We start from the raw sequence: 21288 nt of genomic DNA, 5'->3' as shown, positions 1-21288 counted from the left end.
GTATTGAGACCGGACTTGTTCGCAGCAAGGCCGGTTTCTTTTTTATTATCAGGAGCTATCGTTATTCATGGTGGCAGTCGTTTTTGTTTTGGTAATTAGTTACATTCTTTTGCAGTTATAAATACCTCCGAATCGATCACTTCATATTCAGCGTTAATGGCCCTGCAAACCAGGTCAAGTTTTTTATAGATCGATTCGTCACTGAGGTCGGCGGTAATAGTACAAGAAGAAAGTATACTGCTGTCATAGCTGATATTGATACCGTATGCCTGCCTCAGCAAGGCAAGAATTTGCGTAACAGGAGCATCTTCAAACACCATATTGATATTGCTGATAGCTGGCGATATGATGACTGGTTTTTCGTTGAGTTTTTTCGTCATGCTCTTTCTATCCTTATGGTAAACAGCCTGCTGGTTGGCAGTAAGCAGAACACCATTTTCGCCTTCCTTAAAAACATTCACCTTGCCGGTGAGAACGGATACATTTATATCATTTTCATTATCGAAAGAGCGGATGATAAAACTTGTTCCAAGTACTTTGGTAACGATCTCATTGCTGAAAACCCGGAATGGTTTACGCGGGTTTTTAGCCACATCGAAAGCAGCCTCGCCGGAAAGGAATACATCACGGTTAGCAGAATCATTAAAGCGGGTAGCATAGCTGAAACGGCTGCCAGGAGAGAGTTTTATGGTGCTTCCATCGGGCAGGCTGAAGTTCAGTGCAGAATCAGAACTGTTGAAATGCTCAACCAGTTTACGCTGCGCGGTACGGGCTGAATAAGATTCGCGGGAATTATTGGGAACGGGAACATAAAAAGTAATAGCAAAAACCAGTATCGCCGCAGCTGCCAGGGCCGTAAGGAATAACCACCTCCCTGAGCGTTTTTTACCAGGCTTTGGAATGGACTTCTCTGCGGAGATGGCATTCATCAGTTTCGATACTTCCACTTCCACCATCACTTCGCTTAGCGGCATTTCAATGGGCTGAAAACTTTCCACGATCTTCCTCGCCTCCGCAATATGCGCAGCCTTCCTTGGAAAGGCAAAAAGTAAACCCGTCCAGTAATCATCATTTGTGCCGAATCTCACCCAGTTGATAAAATCTTTATCAAGACTCAGTTCCTCAACAGTATAATGCAGGTATTCCTTCATAGCAATCGTTGCTTATAACTAAGTACCGGGAGGAATACTTTTCTACTGGGAATAATAAAAATATTTTTCAGAAATCTTTAAAGCATCATACTGCGCGCAATAAAACACCTGCATGCCAGCATTTGCGAAGACGTTGGATGGATTCGTGCAGCAGATTATATACGGATTGCGCGCTGATCTGCATGAGCGCAGAGATTTCAGCTGCATCAAGTTCCTGGTAGAAGCGGAGATAGATCACTTCTTTCTGGCGCACAGATAATTGAGCGAGTACTTCCTGTAAAAGATGGGAGCGTTCCTGGTAATCCTGTTTGGTGATGATCTTTTCTTCAATGGAATAATCTACGGTGAAGGAATATTCCAGCGATGAGTCCTCCAGATTTGATATCCTGCTTTCGTTCCGCATCATTTTCAGCACCTGGTTTTTCACAGCCGCTAATAACCAGTACCGGATAGAAACTATAGAGCTGGCACTACTTCTTTTCTGCCAGAGGCTTATGAACACTTCCTGGATGGCATCACGCACCGTGCTGTCGCAATTACAGAAGCGCATGCCATAATCATATATGCTCCTGAACTCAGTTCGCATCAGCGATGCGAGTGCATGCTCATCGCCGGATTGAATCCGCTCAAGCAGTAGCAGGTCTATTTCGTTCTGGTCAAAATTCATATGGCTCTATAATCAGATGCTGTTAAATTTTCATTAACAGTTTCAAATATATAGGCAATATGTAATGAAAGAAATACTATAAACGCAATTCAGGCAAACGATTGCGCAACTGCAAATAGCCGGTTCAATCGATTGCGTAATTCTCTGGGGAATGAGTTATTTAACAGCCATGGAAGGTGTCTGACACATGTTAAGAACATGTTCGAACATCATTTGAAAAATCTTTCTGCATTCTTATAGAAGATCTTCTCCTTCTGTTCTGAAGTTAGGAAAGTAAGATCATCAACGGAAGCGATCATCGTTTGAATATCTCCGTTATCAGATCCGAACATTATCCTGTCTTCGAGTCCCGCATCCATCAAAGTCTTCATCACTTCGCTAAATTGCGCCGGCGGCAGGATGGCCGGATTATTAATTGCGGAGATATCAGTGTAAACATTTGGGAATGCCTTCATGAGGTCGATAGCCTCTTTGAGGAAAGGCGCACCAGCATGCATGATCCAGACCCTGAGGGTGGGAAATTTCTGAAGCATGTGCCGCATCAGCGATGGATTGCCTGCTGCCTCGGTAAAATTCGGACTACCATGATCTGGTCCGGCCGACCCGGTATGAATACCCACCGGCAAATTGTATTTCGCTGCCAGTGCATAATAGGGATACAGACTTGTATCTGAAGACGATATTCCGTAATACTGGCTAAGTACTTCACCAACAAAATCGATCTTCTTTTCTTGGATCTGCTGTTCAACCCAGGCCAGGGCTGGCCAATCTTTTCCATCCGAAAAACAGGGTTGCCTGCTGTATGGAACTTTTCCTAAAGGGCATGGGAGCATAAGGCCGTGCAACAAACGCGGACCCTTATGCGCGTGATAGCTTTGCTGCAGATCCCAGGAGCTGCTAATGGCAGCAGCGTATACACCTGCCCGTTGCAGGGAACTCAGTTGCGCCACCGGATCCTTAGCTCCGTGGATATGCACGTCGAAAACTTTCGGGTGCAGGCTCTGTGAAAGGCCCCACAACAGCAGGAGATGGCATAGGGTGATTAACATTGCATTTTTTTATTTCGGCATTCGGTTCTTAGCCCAGTTCACTACTTCCTCTCCTATTTTTCTTCCCATTTCTTCCCCTGCCTGGTTATCAGTCTTATAATGCACACCTGCATCAAAGCGGGAGTCATTGCATTCCTTTGCCATTTTGTAGAAATGATCCCTATCGTTAGGAAACAGGAATGACATCACTGCTGCGCGGGTGTATGACATGGTACCATGGCCGGCGGGATAGCTGGGAGATACTGGTGTAGGGAAAAGCGGCTTGTATGTAGTATCATACTGGTCGGGCCTGGCACGGTAGTACGTGTACTTGCCATCCCAATGGGCGATCTGGTTATCATAATCAGACATTGCCACCAATGCATATGCGAATGCAGCTTTGAGAGGATCTGCTGCAAGATTATATTCAAGCACTTTCTTTTCCATCTCTTCGCCCCATGGCCAGCTGAACTCCCAACGGTAGGCAATGGATCTGGCATAGGGATCAGGCTTGTGGTTGCGGATGGCTTCCATATCCTTTTCGATAGGTGGTGGTGGCGCAGAACGGAACTGGGATGGACTCTTCAATATCCATGTACGCATATTGGGATAGTCTTTTCGGATAGGCTTACCCGTGTAATATTCGCGGCCTGTTGGAACAGTGCCTGGCCATGCCTTACTGTAGCCATCGCTTTCAGCATGTTCCAGGATCATTAATGCCACCTTGGTTCCCAAATTAAATCCTGCTTCAACATCTGAGGGATATGCCAATCCAGCCGCGATACGCGACTCACCGGCTTTCTGCGCCAGTTGAATAAGGCTATCCTTTTTGTTTGGATAGAAATGTCCAAGTACTGCAGCTGCCGCGGCTGCTGCAACAGAATATTCGCATGGATAAGATGGGCTGGGAGGCAGATAGATCAGCTGCTTCACTTTGGAAGAGCTTTCATAAGGCCGCTTGCGGTTGTATTGCTGCTTGGCTTTCATTGCCGCCAGGGTTGCATCATAAATGGCCACTGCTGTGTATGCGTTGGTGCGCGCCCAATACTGGGTGCTATCAAAAAACATGTCGGATGCCTGCATCCAACGGTAGCCGGGAGGCCCCGCATTCCAGTGCTGCATATCACGCGCTGAAGCTTTGGGGTTGCGGGTCTGGTAAAATACTACCCTGTCGGCCTCCGCTTTGTCAGCAGCTTGAGCGGGAGGCGGAGGAACCTTAAACTCATCCAGGTTAATAACGATAGGCTTCCAATTAGCAGGCTCCTGAGCCAGCGTGGAGAAACCCAGCAGGAGCAGCGCAAAGAGGCTGACGTGATAAGTGTTGTATTTACTGCGCATATATCAGGTTGTTAGATTATCATTTTTCCGCATCTTCACCAGCGGAAGCCATTTACCGTAGGTAAGCTGTCGCCAAACCCACTCCAGCGGCCCATACAGGAAATATCTTAACCATAAATTACTTAGTATGATCTGTAAAAAATAAACACCAACCGCTATCAACCATATATAGGTTGTACCTATAGTAGTACCCATGCCTAGTCCATATCCATAAAAGATAAGAGTGCCGATGATGGTCTGGCCGATATAATTTGTAAGTGCCATTCTCCCTAGCGGGGCAAATACCATCAGTTTCTTCTGCCAATTGGGGCGGAGGAAGAGAAGGCAAAAACTACTTGCATAAAAAAGACTCATAGGCACCACGCTCAATGCATAGAACAAGGTATCCAGCAAAGCCGAAGGAGCGGGAATAAAATACTGGTCGTTCTGGAAATAAGCATGCCCGATAGTAGCGGGTAGTCCGATCAGCAAACTGTATAGCTGAACTTTCTTAAGCATTGTATGGTGCTCCGGAAGCCGCGCATAGATCCGCTTTCTTCCCAGGTACATTCCAAGCAGGAATAAGGCGAATACCTTGGGCAGGCGGTTGGTACCCAATAACATTTCCCACCTGAAGAAAAATCCACTCTTGTTCCATTCCACCACATCACTATAGCTATCATTCACCACCAGCCAGTTCCGGTAATTTGTGTCCGTAATACCACTCTTTGTGGATACAATATATGCAAGTCGCCGGAAGAAAAGAGAAGGGTCCACCCTACCATCTGTAATCACCCTGATGGAGTCAATAAGCAAGGGGGATAATAACAAGGCAGGAATAAGAATTAACAAAGTGCGATCGGATGTATTGCGGAAAAGGGGCAGTAATAATCCAAGTACGGCATACAATACAAGAATATCTCCATCCCATAACAGCAATGCATGAACGAGACCGATAAGTAATAGTATAAGTATGCGGCGATAGAAATATTTAAGTGTGGATTTTTCTGTTTCTCCTCTTTTATTTAGTATGATAGAAAACCCAATCCCGAACAATAAAGAGAAAAGCGAATAAAATTTACCATCGATAAAAGCGAAATAAAAATACTTCAGCCATTTATCGATGCTGGCCGTGGGCATGGCGTTCGTTGTTTCGGGCGATTGGAATACATAGAGCGATAGCACGGGATAGTTTGCCAGTATAATACCCAGCAGCGCAAAGCCGCGCAATGCATCGAGGATGTTGGCCCGGGCTTCGGGATTGATGGGTGAAAGGTTCTGGTTCATACTTATTTCAGGTAACGTTGGAAAAATGGCAATAACTCTGTGAACGCCCTTCCTTCAAAACCATCGAGCATATTCACATGACCACCAATATATTCTTCGGCGAAATGGTTGATGCCATAGGCCTCCAGCTTTTTGCTGAACTGCATATTGGTGAGGGGTATATGCGAAAACTCTTCATTCCTTCCCCAATCGATCTTTAGCGCCTTCAGGCTTTGCAACGCAGGGAGATGGTCCTCAATCATATTGATGTTGAAATTTGATTCCCATTTCTTCAGCACCACCGGATCTATCTTTCTTGTTTTGCCTGAATAGCTCACCGGTATCTTCCCCTGGAAAGCCTTATTGGATTCATCGGGTGTAAATGTTCTTGCCATACTGGCTAAAACAACGCGATAAAATGCAGCATTATCTGTTGTCTCCGGATTATCAAATCCTTTAAAAACTTCTTCTACAGAACTGAGTTCAGAAAGCTGCCGGAACGACTTATGGGCAGGAGTAAATTCTCCTGCGAAGTGCATCCCTCCCGCACTCATTGCATACACGCTGCTAAATACATCAGCATAAAGCATAGCAACTTTCAATGCACCATTGCCTCCCATGGAGTGCCCGCACAAACCCCGGCTATCCCTATGCGCTTTGGTGCGGAAATTCTTATCAACATACTGCACCACATCCTTGCCGATGAAATCGGTCCAGTTACCGGTGAAACTCGAATTGGTATAGAAGTATCCCCTGAATTTAGTATCGCTGTTGGGCAGTACCAGTATCATTGGTTTCAACATTCTGCCTTTGATGGCAGAATCCATCAGCGCTTTGAAGCCGATCCATTGCATCATCTGCTCATCATTCGTGCCAAAGCCATGAAGGAAATATATGACGGGGTAGCGCTCGTTCGACTGGTCATAACCGGGAGGAAGATAGATCGATAAACGGCGGTTGGCATCTTCGCCGGCTTTGTTACCAGCAATAGACGCGGCCTCAAAGGTGGGCGTCACCACCTTACTTTCACTGTTCTTCTGCGCATAGCCATAATAGTAAAATAAGGGCAGCAGGATGAGTAGGGAAAGCTTTCTCATGAGGCACATGCTTTGGTCGTATTACAAAATAACCTAAAACATTGTGTGCTGCAACAATAATGGGAAAAATCCCGGTGCCCCGGGGAAAGATACCCCTCTATTCCACAATCCTTAGTTTGGCATAATTGAGCATGATCTTCTTCTCCCCATTCAGTTCAAACTGCACGGTAGCGATGGGATTATGCGAGGCGCCCTCCATTTTCAAGACGGTCCCGAATCCAAATTTCTGATGCTCCACTTTTTGTCCCGCCTGCAGGTTGGTAGTATCACTCGGCACAAAATCCGCCGCCGGCTTATGTTCCACTACTTTAGGGGCAGCCTTGGGAGGCACATAAGATGGAACGGTATCTTTTCTTTTTGAAGGCGGTGCGCCATACATTTTCTCTGCCTGCTCTGAGGCTCCAAATCCCCGCATACGGTCAAAGGCCGAGCCCTGCGAATAGCCCAGTCCCTGGTTACGCGGACCGCCACCAGCAAAGCTCCGGTCGATATATTGCTGCGGCATCTCCTCTATAAAACGGCTTGGTTCATTCTGCACCAACTGCCCGAACTTATAACGGGTATTGGCATAGGTGATCCAGAGTTTTGATTTGGCGCGGGTGATAACCACATAGAATAAACGCCGCTCTTCTTCAAGCTCCTCGCGGGTATTGATGCTCATGGCATTGGGGAAAAGCATCTCCTCGAGGCCGGCGGCAAACACAACCGGAAATTCCAGTCCCTTAGCAGCATGGATGGTCATCAGCTTCACTGTATCCGCATTAGGATCTTTTTCATCGGCGTCGGTTAGCAGCGTGATCTGCTGGAGGTAGCTGCCCAAACTCTTATCCCCCACTTCACCATCTTCATTGCTGGGCGTTTCGGTGAACTCCTTGATGGAGTTGAGAAGTTCCTGCACGTTTTCATAACGCTGCAATCCCTCCTGGGTCTTATCATTGAAAAGTTCCTTTACCAGGTTGGTCTGCTTGCCAACATGAAAGGCCACTTCATATGCATTTTTGAGTTGCAGCATGCTTTGAGCGCCCTGTATCAGCGTCACAAAATTTTCTATCGATTCAAGTGTGCCTGCCTTAAAACCCGCGCTGCGCGCGTTCAGCAGCACTTCCCACATCGTGATATTATTGGTATTGGCCAACAGGGTGATCTTATCGATGGTGGTTTTACCGATGCCGCGCACCGGGTAATTGATGATCCGTTTCAGCGCCTCTTCATCGCGGGTATTCACGATGAGGCGGAGGTATGCCACCATGTCTTTGATCTCCTTTCGCGCATAGAAGCTAACGCCACCATACATGGTATAGGCGATGCCCATGCGGCGCAGACTCTCTTCAAAGGCACGGCTCTGCGCATTGGTGCGATAGAGGATGGCGAAATCACGGTTGCTGAAATGGTTGCGGAGTTTCTGCTCCTGTATGGTATCGGCAACAAACTTACCTTCTTCGTTATCACTCATGGTGCGCACAAGGCGGATCTTCTCTCCCTCAGCATTATCGGTCCAGAGTTCTTTCGGGATCTGTCCCTTGTTATTATTGATGACCTCATTGGCCACATGGATGATACTCTTGGTGCTTCTGTAATTCTGCTCCAGCTTTATGATGCGCACATCGTCATAGTCTTTCTGGAACTGCAGAATGTTCTGGATGGTAGCGCCTCTAAATGAATAGATACTCTGTGCATCATCGCCCACCACGCAAACATTTTCGTGAACCGCTCCCAGCAATTTGATGATCTCATACTGCGCGGGGTTGGTATCCTGGTACTCATCAATCAGGATATACCTGAACTTATGCTGGTACTTATGAAGGCTCTCGGGGAAATGTTTGAGGAGCTCATACATCTTGATGAGCAGGTCATCAAAATCCATAGCCCCATTCTTAAAACAACGCTTGGCATAAGCGGCATAGATCTGCGCGATGGCCGGGCGGTTTGAGCGGCTATCTTCCTGCTGGATATAATAATCCATGGCGTACTCGGCCGGTCCCACCAGCGCATTCTTTGCCGAGCTGATCCTGTTGTAGACGATATTGGGTTTATAGAGTTTATCGTCGAGATTCATTTCATTGATCACCGTCTTCACCACTGATTTCGCATCGTCGGTATCATAAATGGTGAATGAGTTGGGATAGCCGAGATGATGGGCTTCACTGCGAAGTATCCGCGCGAACACGCTGTGGAAAGTGCCGATATAAAGATTGCGGGCATCAGAATTGCCGAGGGTCTTTTCAATCCGCTCCTTCATTTCCTTTGCCGCCTTATTGGTAAAGGTGAGGGCGAGGATCTGGAAGGCATCCACGCGGTAATGACTCATGAGGTGGGCGATGCGGGTAGTGAGTACTTTTGTTTTACCACTACCGGCACCCGCTACAATCATTAGTGGTCCGTCTTTATGCAGAACAGCTTCGCGCTGTTGATCATTGAGTCCTTTGAGATAGTCTTGCGTCATCAGGTTCTTCTGGACTGCAATTTAAGGTGTCTGACACATGTTCGGAACATGTTCGAACATCTTTCTTTGGTGCGATACTTTAGCGTAAGTGCCTGACACATGTTCGAACATCCTCTTAACATCTGTCAGACACCTAACCTCCCAAGCTAATTAACCACCACATTCATATTCATCGGGGTGAAAACGCCGGCGGGATTAAAATGCCATACCCAGGCGTGTAGCAGCCACAGATCGAAGGCGGTATTTCTTGTCCACACATCAGCAGATCCGGAGAAGCCGGCAGGAGCTAGTTCAGGGCTTAGCGGGATGGGCACTGCATATTCAACCGCTACCAGTTCCATGGAACCATCAGCGCGTTTGTTATAAACAAGAATCTCAGGTTTGGTGGGATCGAAAGTATTATCGAGTAATCCGGGATTCAGGTAATGGTAGCCCATATTGGGAAGAACCACATTTATATCAATATAGCCATCATTCATGGCGTTCTTGATATTGCGGTATTTGGAACTGGCGGCGCGGGCCTGCTGCAGCTCCCAGACAGTTTTTTTATCGAGGCCGGTATATTCATTCTGAACATCGTTACCCGATACATTACCTGAGTTCACAGAAAAAGTTGTTTGATCTTCTTCAATTGTGCCACCTGTTTTCTGGCAGGCGGAGAACAGGATCATAAAGCTGGCAAAGGCCAGTATCAATGGCAGCCGCTTGACCAGCAGGGGCAGACAGAAAAAATTAAAGTGCTGTTTCATAATTATTAAGGTTTGTGGTCGGGTAAAATAGTATGATTTGAGAAAAGTGTCACCGCCATTGTGTAATCGGCGGGGTTTGTTTGCGTAAGCGGTGGGGATGGCTTTATTAATGGCGGAGGGGCCGGAAAAGAGTATGGCTCAACAGAACTTCAGGATCTGGAGAAAATATTATACTTTTCGCATAGATGAGACCGTTGAAAACCCCCTGGCTGTCATCAACCCTGATTACCCTCTGCCTGATAGTGCACCTGAGCACTTTCTCGCAGGGCAAGCCAGCGCCAACTATTTCCGATTATCCCATCGACGGCTGGGTGAAACAACTGGAACTGAATAAATCAGAGGATGTTTACACCACACTGGTAGAGATCGCAAAAAAACTTCTCTGGACCGACAGCCTTATAACTAATAATGTAATCAAGGAACTGAGGCAGCGGGGAGCAAAAGATTCACATCGTTATAATGCCCAACTGGCCGCACTCCAGGCTTTTATTATCATGCATCGCAGCGAGGTTCGGGAAGCAGATAAAATAAGACTATGGCTCGATAAAATGATGGAAGAGGCCTATCTCGAAAATGATCCCGCCCTCCTGCATTCGGCCCAATGGATCTATGGAAGCATGATGTATACCAGCCAGGATCTTGAATATGCATATGCATATGCTTCACAGGCTGTAGAAAGCTATGAGCTGCCCAACAAATATGGCAGCCTCCATTATAATAGTATTATATATGGTGAGATTCTTTATCATACACGTGATTACCGCAAATGCATTGAGTATTCTTTAAAGGGCATTCCCAATATGCCGGAAGAGGATAAAGTGAATATATTCCTAAAGGGAAAATGCCTTAATACCATCGGGCAGGCCTATTACCAGTTGGGCATACCCGATTCGGCTATGTATTATTACCAGCAATCGCTGAGCAAATTCAGTGAAAAGGTGCACCCCATCTGGGTTGCGATCAATTATTGTTTCATTGGCCAGCTAAATTTTGACCGGGGAAGGCTACAGGAGGCAAAGAAGGAACTTCATTTCTCTTTTTCACAGACCATAAACCAGGAGAATACAATTGCCGGCAGAGCAGCAGTATGGCTGGCGCGCATTCACCTGAAGGAAAAGCAATTGGATAGTGCTGACTACTATCTTGAACAATCGATCATACTCTTAAATAGTTTATGGCCAAAGAGATTGCTTCAGGAAAAGAACTATTTGCAGGATGCCTATTTTACCTGGGCAGAGTACCACCAGGCGAGGAACCAGAGCGATAGTGTATTCCACTACCTGAAGCAATACACCCGGCTTCACGATTCGCTGGAACGGGTTGCAGTTTTGAGTGGAAATAAGATCGCTAAACTGAGGATTGCCAGCGAGCAGAACCATTATGCCGTTCAAACCCTGATGATAAATAAACGCGCCACAGAACAGAAAAGAAACTGGATGGTGGTGGGTATCAGCCTGCTATTGATAACGCTGGTGATCTTACTCGACCGCGAGAAAAAGCTGGCCCGTTACCAGCAGCAACTGGCGGCCGCACAAAAAGAAGCCCTCGAAATGGAAGCTATTACTGCCAGACAGCAACTCGACCAGTTTACCCGCAACCTGGTGGAAAAGACCAGCCTGCTGGAACAGGTTGAGAAGAAGCTGAAGGAAAATCAGCAGCTCCAGGAACAGGAAAAAATGCTGGAACAACTCACCAGCCAGACCATTTTAACGGAGGAAGACTGGCTTCGTTTCAAGCGGCTCTTCGATAAAATGAATCCCAGCTTTTTCACTAACCTGAAAGAAAAGGCAGAAGATATTTCTGTGGCCGAACAAAGGATGGCAGCACTTATCCATCTTAAACTTACCAGCAGGCAAATGGCAGCAATTCTGGGAATATCAGTGGATAGTGTTCACAAAAACAGGCAGCGGCTCCGTCAGAGACTGCAGCAACCGGCCGATGTTAACCTCGGCGATTATCTGAAAAGGCTCTCCTAGATTTCTGATATAATATTGATTTATAATGCCTTAGTAATCATGTCAGGAAATTGTCCAGTACCTTGTCCGGCAATTGTCCCACCAGTTTGCTTGCAATACAAAGCCAACAGGGTTATTTTACCATCAGCAACAAACAACCATAAACCCTGAATCAAAAAGTTCGAATCGTCAATAACCGGGCTGCCTGTTCACAGGCGGCCCCTTTTTTATAGTACCCTCAGCAGGTGCCATCCTTTTGAATCGGTGGACAAGGCACGCTGCCATAACTACAAAATACGCAGCAATCGCCTTCTTTGGGTTTGATGATCCCCTTGCAATGGGTGCACTGGTAGAATACCCGGCAGGCATTATCCGGCATGGTTTCTTCTTTGCTGAAACCGCAGAAGGGGCAGGTTATCACCGATTGGTATTGAATCATTTAAATAAGTTTATTGTAAAATCAAGCAAGGCCCCGTCACCAGGTGAACCATGACCCGGGATCACGGCTTTCACCCCGGGGAAGGCTGTTTTTAATTTAGTCACAGTTTCTGACCACTGTCCCTCGTTGGCATCTTCGAGGTTTCCCTTTCCTGCGCCCAGGCTCTTCAGCAGGCAGCCGCCAAAAAGAACTTCATCACCAGGAACATAAGCTACCACATTATCGACAGTATGCCCTTCTCCAAAAAAGCGCACCAGCACTTTCCTCTTTCCCACCTTTAGCGTCAACGAATCCTGAAAACCCTTTTGGGGGAGGTTGAAATCCTTTGCCCTGGCCAGGGCTATTGTTCTGTTGCTAGCGAGGGAAGGGATCTTGTTTTTATGAAACTCCTTCAATCCACCCACACAATCATTATGAAAATGGGTGGGAACAACCGCCTTGATGCCGAGGTTCATTTTGTTATTGATGAAACCGATCAGCTCTGCAGAACTTGAATCATCAGCAGGGGTGTCAAAAACTACCGCCTCTCTTCCCCCGGTAACGATCATCCCGTTGCAGGGCACTTTCCCCCAGGTTTCTGTGTTCAGGAAGGTGGTGTGCACATATACGTTTGGAGAAATCCGGGTGAGGATAAGGGTCTCAGATCTATAAATAGTATCATCGGCTTGCGGCAAAGAAAAAGCATCTTCGTGTACTACAGTGATAAACAGGAAAAGCAGTACAGCGATGCTGAAAAATTTAAGTCGGGATATCTTCATAAGGCAGGTTTATTTACCCAAATATAGCAAGCATGTTTTAGTGGGGGTGATTCATTTCCTTAATGGACATATTTCCCTTAAATTTAGGTAAAATGTCCACATGGCAAAGACCCCGGCCCCTTCAAAAAGTGCAGCCCCTCCAAAGAGTGTAGCTGCACCAAAATCTACAACAGTCCCAGCCAGGGAAACCGAAGACCTATCCGCACTGGTAAAGAAGCATATCAAAAAAGGCGCTTCCGCCAACCTCCTCACCTGGGTGATATTGGGAGGAAAAAACTTTATGCCAAAACAACCTGTGTCGGATTTTGATTTCCTGACCGCAAGTGATAAAGGCATTACCAAACAGAGCCTGATCAACCTCGCCGATATTATGGATATCCCGATGAAGGATATTGCCATCCTGCTGAATGTTTCCTATAAAACATTGGGCCGCAAACAAAACACTGATATACTCGACAGCCTGGTTTCTTCCCTATCCATTGAAATCGCCAATACCATCGCCAATGGATTGTCGGTATTTGAGGAGGCCGACAAACTGAACCGCTGGCTGCAAAAAGAGAACAGGTCAATGAATGGGAAAAAACCCATTGAGCTGCTGAGTACGCCCACTGGTATCAAAATGGTGAACCGTGTGCTGAACCGGATAGAAGAAGGCATTTACACCTAAGCGCTCTATATGCTTGTTTACAGGATCGTAAAGTTAAAAACGAGAACAACGGATCTTTCCGGCATGGGTGCATTTCTCTCAGGAGGCCGCTGGAATAATGAAGGCACCTATGCTTTATATACCAGTGAAAACCCCTCCCTTGCATTACTTGAAATACTGGTGCATACCGACCTGACGGAATTGCCTCCACGAATGTTCATTATTACTGTAGAGATCGATGAGAAGGCGAAGATGCTGGAGATCAAAGATGATGAACTGCCGAAGAATTGGAGAATCCCGGAAAACATGATCCTGAAGGAAAAGGGGGATCAGATTTTCAGGGAGAATAAATTCCTTGGAATAAAATGCCGCTCGGCCGTGATGCCGGCCGAATACAATTATATACTCAATCCCCATTACCCTGATTTTCATAAGCATGTTAAAGTAGTGAAGGTGGAAGCGCTTGAGGTAGATGATCGGCTGATGAAGTAATAACCAAAGAAAAAATAATAAAAGACATTATTATCCTCTTTTATTATATTTACCCATAAACTACTGCTTTATGGCGAAATATAATTTTGTCAGCTACCTGCTCAATCCAAAGAACTGGTGGTTGCCCCTGCTGGTAATTTTTGTTGTTAGTGCAGCCGGTGTACTGATGATAGGCGTGCATACCTATACGGAAGCGCCGCCAATTCCCACCTATGTTTCCTCAAAGAACGAGACTGTTTTCAGTAAGGAAGATGTATTGGATGGACAGGCAATATTCCAGAAATATGCCCTGATGAATTATGGCAGCATGTTTGGCGATGGTGCAAACCGCGGTCCTGATTATACAGCAGAGGCCTTGCACCAGTTGACAGTGTATATGAACACCTTTCACCAATCGAAAATAAAAAACGATCCCACTGCCGACCTGCAAAAAAAGGGTGTTGCTGAACTGGTAAAAGCAGAAATAAAAAACAACAGCTACACAGAAAATACCAACCAGGTAGTGCTAACAGATGCACAGGTATATGCTGCAACAGAACTGGTAAAATACTATAAAGGGATATTTACCGATGCGGCTTCAGCAGGATCGTTTAAGCCTGCTGGTTATATCACCGATGCAGGTGAGATAAGATCACTGACCTCCTTTTTCTTCTGGGGTGCCTGGGTATGCGGAGTAGAAAGACCCGGGGAAAAATACAGTTATACACATAACTGGCCCTTTGACCCTGAGGCGGGAAATACACCCACATCAGCTACCATTCTCTGGAGTATAATCGGTTCACTCGGATTGATATTCGGCTTGGGCATTGTATTGTATTATCATGGCAAACTGGAGCGCCTCGATGACAGTGCCTACACCAATAAGGCGCAGGCCTTTATGACCAAAGGACAGATCCAGAACTTTCAACCCGATGCTGTTCAGCGGTCGACCTATAAATTCTTTTATGTTGCCATCCTGCTTTTTGGCGTGCAGGTATTGGCAGGCATACTAACCGTGCACGATTTCGTGGGCTTTGTAAACTTTTTTGGATTCAATATTTCTGAGGCCTTACCCATTACCGTTACAAGAAGCTGGCATATACAATTATCATTGTTATGGATCTCTGCCTGCTGGATCGGCGCCTCCTTTTTTATGATGTCGCTGGTATCGCCTGCACAGCCAACACGGCAGGTGAAACTGATCAATACTATTTTCTGGATCACGGTAATACTGGTAGGCGGATCATTTGCCGGAATATTCCTCGGACCAAAAGGACTGATCGGCAAGAATTGGTATTGGCTGGGAAACCAGGGATGGGAATATGTTGAGCTGGGAAAATTGTGGCAGGTGATGCTGGGCGTTGTTTTTATCATCTGGGCGATCACCTTATACCGGGGCATTAAACCCGTAATGAAAGCAAGGCAGCCATGGGCATTGCCCAACTGGTTGGTGTATGCAACATTCAGTATAATATTCTTACTGATCTCAGGCTTTATAGCAACGCCAAAAACCAATTTCGTCATAGCAGATTTCTGGCGATGGATGGTAGTGCATATGTGGGCCGAAGCCTTCTTTGAAGTATTCACAACAGTATTGATCGGTTACTTTATGGTGGTGATGGGCCTCGTGAGCAGGCAGGCAGTTATCCGCGTTATCTATTTAGCCACGCTCTTATTTCTGGGTAGTGGCTTGCTGGGCATCTCGCATAATTTCTACTGGAATGCCAAGCCGGTTGGAACCATGGCATTGGGTGCTGTATTCTCTACCCTTCAGGTAATACCACTGGTATTGCTCACCCTGGAAGCATGGCGCTTCAGCAAACTACCCAGGATCCTGGAAAATGGAAATGGCCACAATGGAGAGATGAGTAAGCGCTTTGGATTTTCAGAGGTCTTCCTTTTTTTAGTAGCTGTTAACTTCTGGAATTTCTTTGGAGCCGGTGTTTTAGGATTCATCATCAATCTGCCCATCGCCAATTATTATGAGCATGGAACCTACCTTACCGTGAATCATGGACATGCGGCCCTGATGGGAGTATATGGTAATCTGGCCCTGGCTGCTATCCTGTTTTGCTGCCAGCTATTATTCAAAGCAGAACGGTGGAAACCGCGACTCATTACCAGAGCATTCTGGAGCATCAATATCGGTTTATTACTGATGGTTTTTCTTGACCTGTTTCCTGCCGGCATCTGGCAGTTCAACACAGTAACTGAAAACGGACTTTGGTTTGCGCGCAGTCATGCATTTATTGATAGTACTGGCTTTCAAACCCTCACCTGGCTTCGCATTATTGGAGGCTCCTTATTCACGCTGGGAGGTGTTGTACCATTGATCTGGTTCATCGTGAGCAGTGCGGGTGGATTGAAAAAGAAGATGCCGGAAACCAAAGTAAACCAGGCGGAGAAAAAGATTGCTGTGGCTACCAGCTATTAAGCGATTACAGGCATTCAACAAAGAAAAGAATCCGGCCCTTGAATTTTGTGAACCAAGATTCTTTGCCACCATCTATAGTTATCCCTACTACCCCACTTTCATAGAAAATGCAGGCTACAGAAAAGATACGGAATGGGTGGAATACAAAATCAGGGTACCGGAAACCATGCCGGATAAGCTGGTGAAGATAGCTGAGGTGGTGCAAAGCATCTGGTCCAATTATGATGCTGTACAACATAAGCGAAGGAGAAGCTATATAAAGTTCCTATGAATAACACTACCATCATCCATCCCATGGCCAGGTATACTTATAAATCGCATTGCGAAGTATACTGCGCACAGCAACTGACCCTATTGCATTAATTATCGATAAAAAACGTATAAGGAAATTATACTGCGCATTTGAGAGCTAAAAAATGTATGCAGCGATTATTGAGGATCGGCAAAAACGTTTGATGATTCTTTAAATACAAGCCTACCTCCTGAAAATAGCGACCCTTGTTTTTCTATAACCCTTCTCTGCTTTGTTGCGCAATTGTTCATGGTGGATAAACCATCCCGCAAGTGCGCCGATAATACTACCTATCGTGATATCCAGGAAACGTGCCGGGATGAGCACATTAGGATCGGAATTTATGGCGCTGCCTGCTTCTGCCAGAAAAAGTGTAAGGGGTGTAATAAATATAACGGCCAATCCATAGTTGCGGACAATCAGCATTTCGATGATGAACTGAAGAATAAAAATACTGATGCAGATAGCCAGCGCCGAGGGATGCTGGCGCAGGAGTACCCATGTTAGAGCTAGTCCCACAAAAGTGCCGAGTATCCTTTGCAGGCTTCTCGACCAGATATGTTCCAGGCTGATGCCCTGCATCACAGCAAGGCAGGAAATGGGAACCCAGTAAGGGTTCTGCAGTTTGAGCAGGTGGGCCACCAGCAAAGAGCTTCCCATGAAGATGCCCGTTATGGCCGACTGGAAAGCATTATCGAATCTGCTCCTTTTTACAGGCTCAGAGATTGATTGGGGGGAATAGTGCCGGGTGATATAGAGGCTGTAAACAAAAGCCAGCAGACAGGCAAGCATGGTTCCTAGTCCCACGATGCCTACTTTGGTTGGGATAGCATGCAGGTTGAAAGGCATGGTGCTGGCGATAGAAGCGATCATCAGGAAAAAGAAGCTGCCCGGCGGTTTAAGCCGGAAAAAATTGGAGACCCACTGAACGGCGAAAACCAGCACCCCCAACACTACTGCCGACAAAATGGGATGAAAGCTAAAAACAATACCCACGGTAAAAGACACCATCAACCCAAAAGAGCAGGCCAGCATGGTGATCATACGGTTGGCGAGATCAGTGGAAGGCAGGTAAAGAATCACGAGGCCGGCGGTGCTGGCGAGTATGCCGTCATTCATGCGGTTGAAAAAGAGTCCCACCACCAGCGGAATGCCAGCCGCCAGCGATGCCAGCAGTGGTATATGCCAAAGCCTTTCCGTCTGCCGGATTTCGAACAGTGACTTAATAACGGGTTTTAAGCTGGGTGATGGCACCCGGCGAAGGTAAAACTATCCAACTATCTGGGAATTCGCTTCCTGATATAAGAACTCCAGGCCCCAAAACGCTTCACCGTTCCCAGCCAGTAAGCAGTATCACTATCAACATCGGTGAAAGGTTTGCCGTCATAGATCTCAACAGTCATATCAACCAGCTCCCAGGTGTTCTCATCAAAATGCCATTTGAATTCATGGGAAGCATTTTTATTATAGCCGCCACTTCCAGATCTCAGTTCTCCCAACACGATTTGTCTTTCAGCAACGGGAAGCGCCAATTGCGCATCGGCCTTCTGAATCATGGCGGCTTTATTGGTGCGCACAATAATAGCTGTATCACGCCAGTTGGCGTTATCCGTATCAAAGCCCACTTCATAATAAACAAAGGGAGCATCATTATTATCATCGTCCTTTGAGCAGGCGCCCGCTGCAATAGTAAAAAATATCGCGATCAGGATATATGGGAACTTTGGCATACTGACTTTTTCTACTTGACAAGTCAGTTATATGGAAGCGTTGCATCAGGAGGAAACTGCTTGTATATACTCCTCCAGGTTAACATCGGAATCTATGTGCAACCTGTTACGCAATCGCTGCCGGGTCTTATGAACGGCATCAACAGAAATACCCAGCATGGCAGCCATCTGTTTTGTGCTGAGTGAAAGTCGCGTGAGGGCCGCCATTCGCTGTTCAGCAACTGTTATATCGGGACTATTATTTTTCAGCTTCATGAAAAAGCCAGGATACACTTTTTCAAACATATTGCGGAACCGGTTCCAATCGTCTTCGGTAAGGATGGTGAGATTGCTCAGCTCCAACAGCAGATCCTGCTGTGAGGATGTCAGTTTCTTTTCCCTTACCTCCTCCTGCAGTTGTTCCAGCAGCGATGATTTCTCCACTAAGGTTTGCGTGAACAGATCCAGTTTTTCCCGGGAGGCCATCACTTCCGCGTGCAGCTTACTCTTTTCAAGGCGGGCCATCTCCTGCTGGTGTTTCAGTCCTGCCTTCTGGCGAGCCAGAACCAGGATGATGATGATGGCCAGCAGACTAATACCGATGATGATGGAATTCCGCTTCTGCGCCTCTCTTCTTTTTTCTTCTTTAGTGGCGCGCAGCAAATATTGGTTCTTTTCATTCTCGATTCTCAACAAGGCAACTTTACTGCTGCTGAGGATGGCCACGCGTTCCAGCGAATCACGAAGGGATTGATAACGTTGCTGGTAAAAGCTCAGACTGTCGGGCTGCTTCAGCACCCTGTATAGTTCGGCCTTTGCGGAATAGACCTCCCGGCGTTTGACAGCAACCTGGAGGGGATTGAACTTTCCGTAGGAATCGAGCAACTGTAATGCCGTATCCAGGAAGAGGGAGGCGCTGTCTGTTTTGCCCTGCATAATATTGATCCGCGCCAGCCACAGAAGCGAATAAGCGGCGATGCCTTTCTCCTGCTCTTTACAGGTTTCATAGGCATAGCGCAGATGGGCAGTTGCCGGGGAATATTGTTTGCGCACAAAATACCAGTAGCCGAAGTCGCTGGCATTGATGCCTTTCCAGATGGTGTGGCCAACAGCGTTTGCCAGACGGCTTGATTCCTGGTAGAAGAAGAAGGCAGAATCGGGCTGACCGAGTTGCAGGTAACATTGGCCGAGGGTATTCAGGTATTTCGTTTTGAGCACCCTGTTAGAGCGGGCGGTATCAGTATTGAGTGCGATCGCTTTTTGGGTATAGTGGATCGATTTCGTGTATTCATTGGTGTGAAAAAGCATTTCCCCGAAGTAGGAATAATAAAAATGAAGGGAATCGAATACCGGCATTGTTTCGTATAGCTCCACCGCTTTGAGGGAATAGGTGACAGCGGGTTCCATTTCGTTGTAGGAGTACATCATGCTGCCATAGATCCAGCTGGCGTAGGCGATAAGTTCTTTTTTGCCGGTGGCTTCAGCTTTCTGCATCATTTCTTCAAGCAGGGGTAGCAGTTTTTCCATGCCGTAGGGCTGGTTATAATCCTGCAGGAACCAGATCCGGGCGTGCAGGATACGAAGCTGGAAAGCGGGACCAGCCGTGCTGCCCTCTTCTTCGAGGATATCGAGCGTTTTCTCCACTTCAGCGCTATCCATGCTATTGAAGCTATGCACCAGTTCCCTAACGGCAACATGATCCGTTCCCGATCCCTTTGAAAGCCGGTCGACCCATTTCCGCACGGGGAAAGGTTCCGCCGCGGCGGTAGCGCACAGCAATACGATTAGCAGCGTGCCGGTGAGGCGCTTAAGGATGGACGGGGGTTTAGGGTTCATTCGCCCTGGTAAATTAGGAATAATCAGGGAAAGTTGGGGGGACATATTCAGAAACCCATATCTCAAATAAACTTGATAAAGATTTCATCTTAAATATTCACTTAATCAATATAAAAATTATTCAAGTGAATCCAGAAGAAAATAATATACAATCAAAAAGTCTACTTAATTATTCTGATAATATGGAAACCAAAACTAACAGGCATGAATAGATGATAATTCAAAATTACATATATCTTTAGCGAACAAAATATTATAAAAATGCCCAAATACTTAAGAACATCAGGTATTACTGCAGGTGTTGAAGAATTGATTCGTGAAGCCCGTGAACGACTGTATATCATTAGTCCATATCTAAAACTTTCAGATAATATCAGGGAGCTTCTTAATGATAAGGAACGAGAAAAAGCAGAAGTAAGAATAATCTTTGGGAAGCAAGAATTGAACCCCACAGAAATGAGTTATTTGCAAAATTTAAAATATGTTAGACTTTACTTTTCCAAAAATCTTCATGCCAAATGTTATCTAAATGAAAAAAAGATGATCATCTCATCTATGAATTTATATGAGTTTAGTCAACAGAATAATAGAGAGATGGGAATCTTAATTGAAAGAGATAATGAAGCAGATAAACAAGTATATGAAGATGCATGGAAAGACATTGAATCCATTATGAACAATGCGACAGATTTTTCATATGTAGAAGCGCCGAAAGATATAGCGGAATTGAAAAAAGAAACAATTAAACCTTTTATTAAAAAAGAAGAATTCAAGACAGAGTCTGTACAAAGTACCAAGTCATATGATGGCAAATACCTTTCTGCTACTGCCCTTTCGAAAGAGCTTGGAATAGTCAGCAAAGACCTTATTTCGAAATTTGAAAATCTAAAATGGATCGAAAGGAAAAATGATGAATGGGCGTTGACAAATTTAGGAAAGAACAAAGGAGGCCAAATTAGAAAAGGGCAATATGGAGAATACATTGCATGGCCAGAACTCGTGATAAAAGAACTAAAGTAATCCCATAAAA

Annotated in this window: 19 protein-coding genes; 6 read left to right on the top strand and 13 right to left on the bottom strand. The window is 46.0% G+C overall.

Annotated elements, in window-relative coordinates; all coding sequences use genetic code 11:
* Window positions 1–95: 95 nt before the first annotated feature.
* The 8 genes from HY58_RS18605 to HY58_RS00580 all read right to left on the bottom strand — a co-directional run bounded on the left by HY58_RS18605 (window position 96) and on the right by HY58_RS00580 (window position 9718).
* Window positions 96–1151 carry a FecR family protein gene (locus HY58_RS18605; protein WP_052323713.1) on the bottom strand — a complete coding sequence of 352 codons (1056 nt, stop codon included), beginning with the start codon at window positions 1149–1151 and terminating at the stop codon, window positions 96–98.
* 85 nt (window positions 1152–1236) lie between these two features.
* The gene (locus HY58_RS00610) at window positions 1237–1818 is read right to left on the bottom strand and encodes an RNA polymerase sigma factor (protein WP_039126255.1); all 582 of its coding nucleotides are present in this window, start codon (window positions 1816–1818) and stop codon (window positions 1237–1239) included.
* Window positions 1819–2027: 209 nt separating this feature from the next.
* Complete coding sequence (locus HY58_RS00605) at window positions 2028–2867, bottom strand: amidohydrolase family protein (RefSeq protein WP_039126252.1); 840 nt, start codon at window positions 2865–2867, stop codon at window positions 2028–2030.
* A gap of 9 nt (window positions 2868–2876) precedes the next feature.
* Window positions 2877–4184, bottom strand: a complete 1308-nt coding sequence (locus HY58_RS00600; protein WP_052323712.1) for a phosphatase PAP2 family protein — start codon at window positions 4182–4184, stop codon at window positions 2877–2879.
* A 3-nt stretch (window positions 4185–4187) separates the two neighbouring features.
* Window positions 4188–5450, bottom strand: a complete 1263-nt coding sequence (locus HY58_RS00595; RefSeq protein WP_039126249.1) for a DUF418 domain-containing protein — start codon at window positions 5448–5450, stop codon at window positions 4188–4190.
* 2 nt (window positions 5451–5452) lie between these two features.
* On the bottom strand, window positions 5453–6526 hold the full coding sequence (locus tag HY58_RS00590; RefSeq protein WP_039126246.1) for an esterase family protein: 1074 nt from the start codon (window positions 6524–6526) through the stop codon (window positions 5453–5455).
* 97 nt (window positions 6527–6623) lie between these two features.
* Window positions 6624–8969: an ATP-dependent helicase gene (locus tag HY58_RS00585; protein ID WP_039126244.1), complete on the bottom strand. Its 2346-nt coding sequence runs from the start codon at window positions 8967–8969 to the stop codon at window positions 6624–6626.
* A gap of 146 nt (window positions 8970–9115) precedes the next feature.
* Window positions 9116–9718, bottom strand: coding sequence for a hypothetical protein (locus tag HY58_RS00580; protein ID WP_052323711.1), 603 nt, complete (start codon window positions 9716–9718; stop codon window positions 9116–9118).
* 185 nt (window positions 9719–9903) lie between these two features.
* Here HY58_RS00580 and HY58_RS00575 point away from each other — a divergent pair, with 185 nt between their 5' ends.
* Window positions 9904–11694 carry a hypothetical protein gene (locus tag HY58_RS00575; protein ID WP_039126242.1) on the top strand — a complete coding sequence of 597 codons (1791 nt, stop codon included), beginning with the start codon at window positions 9904–9906 and terminating at the stop codon, window positions 11692–11694.
* Window positions 11695–11911: 217 nt separating this feature from the next.
* Here HY58_RS00575 and HY58_RS00570 read toward each other — a convergent pair whose 3' ends face one another.
* Window positions 11912–12112 (bottom strand): GDCCVxC domain-containing (seleno)protein, encoded by a 201-nt coding sequence (locus HY58_RS00570; protein ID WP_072037554.1) that lies wholly within the window; start codon window positions 12110–12112, stop codon window positions 11912–11914.
* Complete coding sequence (bla, locus tag HY58_RS00565; RefSeq protein ID WP_039126238.1) at window positions 12109–12870, bottom strand: subclass B1 metallo-beta-lactamase; 762 nt, start codon at window positions 12868–12870, stop codon at window positions 12109–12111. The genes HY58_RS00570 and bla overlap by 4 nt, the downstream gene beginning before the upstream one ends.
* A 100-nt stretch (window positions 12871–12970) precedes the next feature.
* Between bla and HY58_RS00560 the strand changes: the two genes are divergently transcribed.
* The 4 genes from HY58_RS00560 (at window position 12971) to HY58_RS19375 (ending at window position 16692) form a co-directional block, all read left to right on the top strand.
* Entirely contained in the window at window positions 12971–13537 is a 567-nt protein-coding gene (locus tag HY58_RS00560; protein ID WP_039126235.1) for an antitoxin Xre/MbcA/ParS toxin-binding domain-containing protein, read from the top strand.
* Window positions 13538–13546: 9 nt separating this feature from the next.
* The gene (locus tag HY58_RS00555) at window positions 13547–14008 is read left to right on the top strand and encodes an RES family NAD+ phosphorylase (protein WP_039126232.1); all 462 of its coding nucleotides are present in this window, start codon (window positions 13547–13549) and stop codon (window positions 14006–14008) included.
* A gap of 70 nt (window positions 14009–14078) precedes the next feature.
* The gene (locus tag HY58_RS00550) at window positions 14079–16421 is read left to right on the top strand and encodes a nitric-oxide reductase large subunit (RefSeq protein ID WP_039126226.1); all 2343 of its coding nucleotides are present in this window, start codon (window positions 14079–14081) and stop codon (window positions 16419–16421) included.
* Window positions 16399–16692 (top strand): hypothetical protein, encoded by a 294-nt coding sequence (locus HY58_RS19375; RefSeq protein ID WP_156123520.1) that lies wholly within the window; start codon window positions 16399–16401, stop codon window positions 16690–16692. The genes HY58_RS00550 and HY58_RS19375 overlap by 23 nt, the downstream gene beginning before the upstream one ends.
* Before the next feature lie 204 nt (window positions 16693–16896).
* Here the strand turns inward: HY58_RS19375 and HY58_RS00540 are convergent, their stop codons facing one another.
* From HY58_RS00540 to HY58_RS00530, 3 genes are read right to left on the bottom strand one after another with little or no spacing between them, the layout of a single operon-like run.
* Window positions 16897–17967 carry an FUSC family protein gene (locus HY58_RS00540; RefSeq protein ID WP_039126220.1) on the bottom strand — a complete coding sequence of 357 codons (1071 nt, stop codon included), beginning with the start codon at window positions 17965–17967 and terminating at the stop codon, window positions 16897–16899.
* Window positions 17968–17990: 23 nt separating this feature from the next.
* The gene (locus HY58_RS00535) at window positions 17991–18443 is read right to left on the bottom strand and encodes a hypothetical protein (protein ID WP_039126219.1); all 453 of its coding nucleotides are present in this window, start codon (window positions 18441–18443) and stop codon (window positions 17991–17993) included.
* A 45-nt stretch (window positions 18444–18488) separates the two neighbouring features.
* Complete coding sequence (locus tag HY58_RS00530; RefSeq protein WP_172644576.1) at window positions 18489–20258, bottom strand: tetratricopeptide repeat protein; 1770 nt, start codon at window positions 20256–20258, stop codon at window positions 18489–18491.
* 261 nt (window positions 20259–20519) lie between these two features.
* Between HY58_RS00530 and HY58_RS00525 the strand changes: the two genes are divergently transcribed.
* Complete coding sequence (locus HY58_RS00525) at window positions 20520–21278, top strand: phospholipase D family protein (RefSeq protein ID WP_039126217.1); 759 nt, start codon at window positions 20520–20522, stop codon at window positions 21276–21278.
* The last annotated feature ends 10 nt before the right edge of the window (window positions 21279–21288 follow it).

The organism is Flavihumibacter sp. ZG627 (genome assembly GCF_000814325.1).
Lineage (GTDB): Bacteria > Bacteroidota > Bacteroidia > Chitinophagales > Chitinophagaceae > Flavihumibacter.
This window is presented reverse-complemented; position numbering and strand designations above follow the sequence as displayed.

Bases quoted from the DNA above. Each gene is read 5' to 3' on its own strand.
- HY58_RS18605 (WP_052323713.1), bottom strand. From the start codon at position 1,151: ATGAAGGAATACCTGCATTATACTGTTGAGGAACTGAGTCTTGATAAA.
- HY58_RS00610 (WP_039126255.1), bottom strand. From the start codon at position 1,818: ATGAATTTTGACCAGAACGAAATAGACCTGCTACTGCTTGAGCGGATT.
- HY58_RS00605 (WP_039126252.1), bottom strand. From the start codon at position 2,867: ATGTTAATCACCCTATGCCATCTCCTGCTGTTGTGGGGCCTTTCACAG.
- HY58_RS00600 (WP_052323712.1), bottom strand. From the start codon at position 4,184: ATGCGCAGTAAATACAACACTTATCACGTCAGCCTCTTTGCGCTGCTC.
- HY58_RS00595 (WP_039126249.1), bottom strand. From the start codon at position 5,450: ATGAACCAGAACCTTTCACCCATCAATCCCGAAGCCCGGGCCAACATC.
- HY58_RS00590 (WP_039126246.1), bottom strand. From the start codon at position 6,526: ATGAGAAAGCTTTCCCTACTCATCCTGCTGCCCTTATTTTACTATTAT.
- HY58_RS00585 (WP_039126244.1), bottom strand. From the start codon at position 8,969: ATGACGCAAGACTATCTCAAAGGACTCAATGATCAACAGCGCGAAGCT.
- HY58_RS00580 (WP_052323711.1), bottom strand. From the start codon at position 9,718: ATGAAACAGCACTTTAATTTTTTCTGTCTGCCCCTGCTGGTCAAGCGG.
- HY58_RS00575 (WP_039126242.1), top strand. From the start codon at position 9,904: ATGAGACCGTTGAAAACCCCCTGGCTGTCATCAACCCTGATTACCCTC.
- HY58_RS00570 (WP_072037554.1), bottom strand. From the start codon at position 12,112: ATGATTCAATACCAATCGGTGATAACCTGCCCCTTCTGCGGTTTCAGC.
- bla (WP_039126238.1), bottom strand. From the start codon at position 12,870: ATGAAGATATCCCGACTTAAATTTTTCAGCATCGCTGTACTGCTTTTC.
- HY58_RS00560 (WP_039126235.1), top strand. From the start codon at position 12,971: ATGGCAAAGACCCCGGCCCCTTCAAAAAGTGCAGCCCCTCCAAAGAGT.
- HY58_RS00555 (WP_039126232.1), top strand. From the start codon at position 13,547: ATGCTTGTTTACAGGATCGTAAAGTTAAAAACGAGAACAACGGATCTT.
- HY58_RS00550 (WP_039126226.1), top strand. From the start codon at position 14,079: ATGGCGAAATATAATTTTGTCAGCTACCTGCTCAATCCAAAGAACTGG.
- HY58_RS00535 (WP_039126219.1), bottom strand. From the start codon at position 18,443: ATGCCAAAGTTCCCATATATCCTGATCGCGATATTTTTTACTATTGCA.
- HY58_RS00530 (WP_172644576.1), bottom strand. From the start codon at position 20,258: ATGAACCCTAAACCCCCGTCCATCCTTAAGCGCCTCACCGGCACGCTG.
- HY58_RS00525 (WP_039126217.1), top strand. From the start codon at position 20,520: ATGCCCAAATACTTAAGAACATCAGGTATTACTGCAGGTGTTGAAGAA.